The sequence below is a fragment of the Psychromonas aquatilis genome, assembly GCF_038155185.1.
Taxonomy (GTDB): Bacteria; Pseudomonadota; Gammaproteobacteria; order Enterobacterales; family Psychromonadaceae; genus Psychromonas; species Psychromonas aquatilis.
The window spans coordinates 64690-71314 of the sequence record NZ_JBAKAZ010000011.1; the positions used below are offsets into that span (position 1 = coordinate 64690).

The 6625-nt window shown below is 38.2% G+C and carries 4 protein-coding genes; 2 read left to right on the forward strand and 2 right to left on the reverse strand.

Annotation, left to right across the window (positions count from 1 at the left end; translation table 11 throughout):
* The first annotated feature begins 132 nt into the window (after positions 1–132).
* Together dbpA and ptsG are read left to right on the forward strand one after the other, a co-directional pair.
* Positions 133–1521: an ATP-dependent RNA helicase DbpA gene (gene dbpA / locus V6256_RS04855; protein WP_341596948.1), complete on the forward strand. Its 1389-nt coding sequence runs from the start codon at positions 133–135 to the stop codon at positions 1519–1521.
* Positions 1522–1836: 315 nt separating this feature from the next.
* On the forward strand, positions 1837–3243 hold the full coding sequence (ptsG, locus tag V6256_RS04860; RefSeq protein WP_341596949.1) for a PTS glucose transporter subunit IIBC: 1407 nt from the start codon (positions 1837–1839) through the stop codon (positions 3241–3243).
* Positions 3244–3602: 359 nt separating this feature from the next.
* Here ptsG and V6256_RS04865 read toward each other — a convergent pair whose 3' ends face one another.
* The gene (locus V6256_RS04865; RefSeq protein WP_341596950.1) at positions 3603–4874 is read right to left on the reverse strand and encodes an ABC transporter substrate-binding protein; all 1272 of its coding nucleotides are present in this window, start codon (positions 4872–4874) and stop codon (positions 3603–3605) included.
* Positions 4874–6301, reverse strand: coding sequence for an ATP-binding protein (locus V6256_RS04870; RefSeq protein WP_341596951.1), 1428 nt, complete (start codon positions 6299–6301; stop codon positions 4874–4876). The genes V6256_RS04865 and V6256_RS04870 overlap by 1 nt, the downstream gene beginning before the upstream one ends.
* Between the last annotated feature and the right edge of the window lie 324 nt (positions 6302–6625).

Genomic DNA, 6625 nt, shown 5'->3' on the forward strand with positions numbered 1-6625 from the left:
CTTAGTCAATCTACTGCCTGTTTATCTTATCCTGACAAGTAATATCGCCTTTTCATTGAATAATTTTGTTCGCCACCCCACAAACTGTTATTGTAGCAACCAATATTATTACGTTATCAGGAAGTTATTATCGTGAGTGAATCCTCTTTTGCATCTTTGCCTTTATCACAGAGTCTTTTAACCAATCTAGCATCTTTGCGTTATGAAAAAATGACCGAGATACAAGCACAATCCTTACCGCTTATTTTGAAAGGCGAAGATGTTATTGCACAAGGTAAAACCGGCTCAGGCAAAACCGCTGCGTTTACCTTAGGTATATTACATCACTTAAAAGTAAAACAATTTAGAATCCAATCTTTAGTTGTCTGCCCTACTCGTGAACTAGCAGATCAAGTAGCCAGTGATATTAGAACCCTTGCACGCTCCATTCATAATATCAAAGTAATGACATTATGTGGTGGTACACCGCTAAGCCCGCAGGCAGCTTCATTAGAGCATGGTGCTCATATCATTGTTGGTACGCCTGGTCGACTTCAAGATCATTTAAAAAGAGGTTCATTATCGCTACAACACCTTAGTGTTTTAGTATTAGATGAAGCTGACAGAATGCTTGAGATGGGATTTCAAGATGAAATAGATACCATCATTGAGCATAGCCCTGCACAACGACAAACGTTATTATTTAGTGCGACTTACCCAGATCAAATTCAAAAGATTGCACAGCGCATCATGAACGCACCGAAACAAATTACGGTTGCTGCAACACATGATAACAACACAATCGATCAACGCTTTTATTCAGTGCAAAATAATGAACAACGTATGATTGCGTTACGTTTATTACTAAACCGTTACCAACCAGACTCAAGTGTTGTATTTTGTAACACTAAGCGTGAGGTACAAGAGGTTGCTGACGAACTTGCAAATCGAGGTTTTAGTGCAATCGCATTGCACGGTGATTTAGAGCAAAAAGACAGAGACCAAGCGCTTATTCGCTTCGCTAATAAAAGCGCTCGAATTTTAGTAGCAACAGATGTAGCTGCTCGTGGGCTAGATATTGATAGTTTAAGCGCCGTATTTAACTTTCATATGGCACACGATCCTGAAGTACATGTTCACCGTATTGGACGTACAGGTCGAGCAGGTAGTAAAGGCCTGGCATTTACTTTTTACAGCAATAAAGATGATCATCGCGTTAAATTACTCGAAGACATATTAGATCGTAATATTCAATCAAGCTCACTGCCTGAGCAGGATTTATTAGACGTGCCACCAGCACCATCAGAAATGATCACGATCCGTATTGAAGGCGGTAAAAAACAAAAAGTGAGACCTGGTGATATTGTTGGTGCATTAACAGGAAATGATGGAATTACTGGCCAACAAATAGGAAAAATATCAGTATCTGAATATTGGTCTTATGTTGCAGTTCAACGCGAACACCTTAAAGTTGCCTTTAAAAAATTAAGTGAAGGTAAGCTGAAAGGCAGAAAATTCAGAGTCATGGTTGTACGCGGCTAATCTTTAAACAGCTTCAGTAAAAACTAAAACTCAATCTGCTTATGCTTATAGTGTAAGCAGATTAATTCAACCGCTCTTCACTTACCCATATTGGCTTTTATTTCATTTCATCTTAAGTAACCAATTCCTCTCATCTAGATAAATTGTAACAAAATGTAACAAGACAAATGACTAAGTAATTAAATGTAACTTATTTTATTTTAGTGTTTGCACACGCAACAACATTCTCTCATCCTTTATATAATCCTTATCAAATTAAAAGTATTTTTAATTCCCTTTTTAAACAATATTTTGATCATTATCGGAGATAATATAATGGACATATTTGGAAATTTACAAAAAGTAGGTAAGTCGTTAATGCTACCTGTATCTGTATTGCCTATTGCAGGTATATTATTAGGTGTGGGTGCGGCTAAATTTAGTGTATTGCCAGATGTTGTTTCGCAATTAATGGAACAAGCAGGCGGAGCGGTCTTTGGTAATATGGCACTATTATTTGCTATTGGTGTTGCACTTGGTTTTACAAAAAATGATGGTGTAGCAGGCTTAGCTGCCGCCGTTGGTTATTACATTATGATGCAAACGATTGAAACCTTAGCACCAGGTGCAAATACTGGGGTACTAGGTGGTATTATTGCCGGTGGTATTGCTGCCGCGATGTTTAATCGTTTTTATAATATTAGCCTTCCAGATTACCTTGGCTTTTTTGCCGGTAAACGTGCTGTCCCAATTATGACAGGCTTTTCAGCTATTTTGATGGGTGCCATCTTATCAATTATTTGGCCACCAATTGGCGCGGGTATCGCATCATTCTCTGAATGGGCAGCGCATCAAAACCCAACCGTCGCTTTTGGTTTATACGGTTTAATAGAACGTTCATTAATTCCTTTTGGTTTACACCATATCTGGAATGTGCCTTTCTTCTTTGAAGCCGGTTCTTGTGTTAATGCAAGTGGTGAGCAGTTAAATGGTATTTTAACATGTTACCTATCTGCTGATGAAGCAACACGTGCCGCTGGTAATGGTTTTGGCCAATTAGCAGGTGGTTACATGTTCAAAATGTTTGGTCTACCTGCTGCTGCGATTGCTATTGCACACTCAGCTAAACCAGAAAATAGAGCAAAAGTAATGGGTATCATGCTTTCTGCGGCATTAACTTCATTCTTAACTGGTATTACAGAGCCTATTGAATTCTCATTCATGTTCGTTGCGCCTGTTCTATATGCCATTCACGCACTATTAGCTGGTTCTGCATTTGTAGTTACAAACATGCTAGGCATGGTACACGGCACCTCTTTCTCTCACGGGTTAATTGATTTCTTAGTACTTTCAGCTCACGCTCAAAAAATCGTTTACTTCATCGTTATCGGTCTTATTTACGCAGTTGTGTACTACACATTGTTCCGTGTTGTGATTAAAGCGCTAAACCTTAAAACACCAGGTCGCGAAGATGAAGAGCAAGAGACAGCAGTTAAGTTAAATAATGAAGAGATGTCATCTGCATTAGTTGACGCCTTTGGTGGTAAAGAGAACATAGCCAACTTAGATGCTTGTATTACCCGTCTACGTATTAGCGTTAACGATATCAAACTAGTTGACCAAGCTAAACTTAAAAGCTTAGGCGCTGCAGGTGTGGTTATTTCAGGTAACGGTGTTCAGGCTATCTTTGGTACACGCTCTGATAACCTTAAAACTGATATGGAAGCTTTCTTAGGGAAATAATGACTTCCAAAACTCATTATACCAATTATATTAAATAAGTGATCTAAATTTTACGCAGAAAAAATGACTTAGTTTAAGGCGTAATTTGAGTTAAATAGTTGTTCTATTTGCGAAAATTACAACGAAGAAATAAGTTATTTTAGCAAGTAAAATAGATCAGTTAATTAGTGTGATTGGTATTACTTCACTTGAAGGTAAGTAGTAGATATAAAAAGGCGTATTTGAACAGTGCATGCACTTTCAAATACGCCTTTTCTGTTTAAGAAGCTTAAGCGACTCACCGCCTGTCATTCCTTCAATACAACACGTAAATGCTATGACTTTAAAAGAAGTTCATAACAACAGTCGTGTTTAACTGACTATTTTGAGGTTAATGCTTTAATTAAAACACTTAATTGTTGTACGGCTTCTTCTGCTCTCATTGTTTCACTATTAAAGTAATGACTAATTAATTGAATAATCTCTCTTTGTTGGTAACTATTGGTGGCCATATTTTGTGTGAAAGATGGGACTTTACTATCTTGTTTGAAATCAGTTGCAGAACGGACTGAGCATTGATCAAAACCTGCAAGGGAAACATCACTTCTGGCTGGAATTGATCCTTTAAGTAAATTAAAGTCATGTTGGAATGCGGCCGATGTTAAGGTCTTTGCAAAGGTTTTTTGATTACTTAACTGAGCCTCTGTTGTCACTTTTTTGAATACAACAAAGCTATCAATATTATAACTATACACACCTTGGGTTTCGGGTGCCGGAACACACATATAATCTTTTAATGCTGTTTTCCCCGCGACAGTCCAACTCCCTTTCACCCAATCCCCCATAAATAACATAGCCGCTTGATCATTAATAAAAACCTGAGAAGCCCAAGGCCAATCTTGCCCTTGTTGCTCTGTTCTTACATAACGATGTAATTTTTTAAACAGCTTAAAAGTATTAACCATCTCCTCAGAGTTAATCACCTGATTATCAAAATCGACAAAAGCTTGTATATACTTCTCTGGGGCTAATTGGGATATAGCCACCGACTCAAATAACAACGCATCTTGCCAAGAAGTCCCGCCCAGTACAATGGGGTTAACTCCCTGTGCAGTTAAATAATCTGCGATACTAAAGAACTGCTCCCAGGTTTCGGGCGCTTGCAGGTTGTACTGTTTAAAAATCTTAGTATTAAGCCATAACCAATTAACGCGATGAATATTAATGGGTATTCCCATGTATTTCTGATTAACGGTGATATCGTCAAGTACTTCTTGAGGGAAAATAGCCCGCCAACTTGCTGTATCAATGACATCATTGATATTAACCAACATACTTAATTTATCCCACTCTGTGATATCAGGCCCTTTGATCTGTGCCGCTTCAGGCGGGTTTCCCGATAAAGCGCGCATCTGTAACACATGAAGAGCACCATCACCACCACCGCCAACAATCGCAAAGTCTTCGAGATCTATATTGTTAATCTTTAATGCATTAGCCAATGTTTTCTTTGACTCTAATTCACCTTGCTCAGTCCACCAATGTAGTACCTCAAATGGAGAAGCTAACGCAGGTACACTCGAACCTAAATAAGCAGCAGACAGCAATAAAGCTGCTTTCAATGTTGATGTTTTAATTGACGTTGCACTCATTAATACGGCCTCGGTAATTTTATACAGACTTCCAGTCCCCCTTTAGGGTGATTGAAGAGGTAAATATTGCCACCATGTGCCTGAATGATATTTCTGGCAATACCTAAGCCCAAACCATGTCCCTGTTTATCATCATGCAATCTGACATAAGGTGTAAAAACAGCTTCCATCGCATCAGCAGAAATACCAGGTCCGTTATCTCTTATAATAATCACTAGCGAATGAGCCGATTCTTTAACCATGACATCAACACTTCCACCATACTTAATTCCATTATCAATTAAATTGGATAACGCACGTTTAAGCGCATGTGGTTTACCTCGATAAACCAAGTCGGTATTGATATGTAAATTGATTTTTTGTTTTTGCGGACCAACAATTTGATGCAGTAATTTATCCAGATTAATATCCGTTACATTCTCATGAATATCAGTATCTTTCACTATTTGTAATGCTGCTTTCACTAACATCTCTAAATCTTCTAAATCGGTATTAAAGGCATCCGTCTGCTTCTCATCATCTAATAACTCAGCACGTAGACGTAAACGCGTAATAGGTGTTTTTAAATCATGAGAAACCGACCTAAATAACACTTCCCGATCTTTAATATAACTTTGTAGCTTATGTTGCATATGGTTAAAAGCCCGTGTTGCAGAGACAACTTCTGCGGCGCCCTTTTCAGCTAATGGTGGCTTGGTAAAATCAATACTAAACTCGCCTACTGCTAGTGCTAAGTTTTTCAATGGTTTGGTTTGCCAATGGAAAATCATGTAAATAAAAAGCAATAAAATAAGTGTGGTAATAATAATTGAAGCTATTTGTTGGCCAGAAATAAAGGTCACATCATCTAGCAAATAAGGAGGAGGCAATACCGCCGCTAAATATAACCATTCATTATCAGAAAGCTCCATTTGTAGAACCAAAATAGGGGGTTTAACAGAGGGGATAATGAGATTATAAGCGCCCCATGAAGGAGGCAAGTCTTTCAGTAAGATATCATTGTTAATCACGTGTAAATCTTCTGAGTTTGAAAACTCTAACAATAAGGTTCGCTGATTACCCAGTTTTTTATGAACTATCTGCTTAATGTTGCCAAGGACTTGCTGTTTGAGCTGGCTATCATTAATAGGATTGATATTAATAATTTCTTTATTTAAGGATACGAAAAAACGCGAGCCACCTAATTCTCTTAATTGTTCCAGAACAAGGTGTCGATAATCATTAGGGAGTTTCTGAAAAAATGAAATTGTACTTACTGCACTATGCGCTAAATTATCGGCATTCACTAATACTACATTTTTTTCTGTGTCTGCTAACTGTGTTACCCAAAATAAGCTGGTTAACCCTTGTGCTAAAAACACCGACACGATAGTTAATAGCAACATTCGAGAAATCAGTGAACCAAATAGTTTTTTTAAATATGTCATGATATCCCTATCTGAGTGCTTCGCCTTGCTGAATGAGTTTAGTCGGCATCTTGGTATCTTAACAGACCTTTATACCAATCGAAGTAAAATGCCACAAGGTAAAGAGCGAAGTGCATTGTTTTTTAACTGCATCTACAAGGGAGGCTCAAGCCACCGCCCCAAAGTCAAAACAAGGTTCCTGAAAATGAGTCGCAGAGCTTCTCCGCTTATGAGACTAAGCTAACGCTTAATTCACCCACCGCCCCAAAAGATCACTCAATTTCTACTTCGGGGCGGTGACTTTAGTCTCCCTGCTTGCGTCAAAATAAAAAACCAAAACAAACT

Bases quoted from the DNA above. Each gene is read 5' to 3' on its own strand.
- ptsG (WP_341596949.1), top strand. From the start codon at position 1,837: ATGGACATATTTGGAAATTTACAAAAAGTAGGTAAGTCGTTAATGCTA.
- V6256_RS04870 (WP_341596951.1), bottom strand. From the start codon at position 6,301: ATGACATATTTAAAAAAACTATTTGGTTCACTGATTTCTCGAATGTTG.
- V6256_RS04865 (WP_341596950.1), bottom strand. From the start codon at position 4,874: ATGAGTGCAACGTCAATTAAAACATCAACATTGAAAGCAGCTTTATTG.